A 594-nucleotide genomic window follows, 5' to 3' on the forward strand; every position below is an offset into this window, starting at 1 on the left:
CCGCAAGAGCGCTGCCCCCGTAGAGAGTGGACATCGGACCCTTGATAATATCGACACTCTTCATTGCATCGATATCGAAATAATCGCGACTTGTTGAGAGATAGCTCCCAAAGCGATAGGTCATTGGAAGAGGCGCACCATCGACAGAGATTAAGACACGATCTTTGCCAATTCCTCTAATACGAATATCACTAATTCCTCCTGATTTATTGAGGTCAACTGTGACGCCCGGCTCATAATTGAGTAGTTGAGCAAGATTGGTCGCATTGAGACGGTCAATATTTTGTACATCAAAGTGGGCAATTGTTGCGGCACTCTCTGCTATTTCTAGATCCTCTTTGAGTGCCCCACTCACAATTACTTTTGAGAGGGTGACGGAGGGATGTTGCTCAGCAAGATCGATACGATCAGCCGTTGTAGCTATTCCTTCCGCATTGAGCGTATTGTCGATTACCCACTCAGGTTCCGATGGGTTATATGATTGGGCATATAGTGGGGAGGAGAGAAGTAGGGTCGTTAAGATTGCAAACGGAGACTGTTTAAAATTCATGAGCGAAACTCTTATTATATGAAACCACATATCTTATAGGGTAT

At 44.8% G+C, this 594-nt stretch carries 1 protein-coding gene; it reads right to left on the reverse strand.

Features of this window, described 5'->3' with window-relative positions; genetic code table 11:
* Positions 1-550, reverse strand: a 550-nt coding sequence (locus tag FK529_RS20915; protein WP_158635164.1) for a TonB-dependent receptor plug domain-containing protein, incomplete at its 3' end; no start/stop codon positions are given.
* Between the last annotated feature and the right edge of the window lie 44 nt (positions 551-594).

Source organism: Tsukamurella asaccharolytica (assembly GCF_007858435.1).
In the GTDB taxonomy this organism is placed as follows: Bacteria; Actinomycetota; Actinomycetes; order Mycobacteriales; family Mycobacteriaceae; genus Tsukamurella; species Tsukamurella asaccharolytica.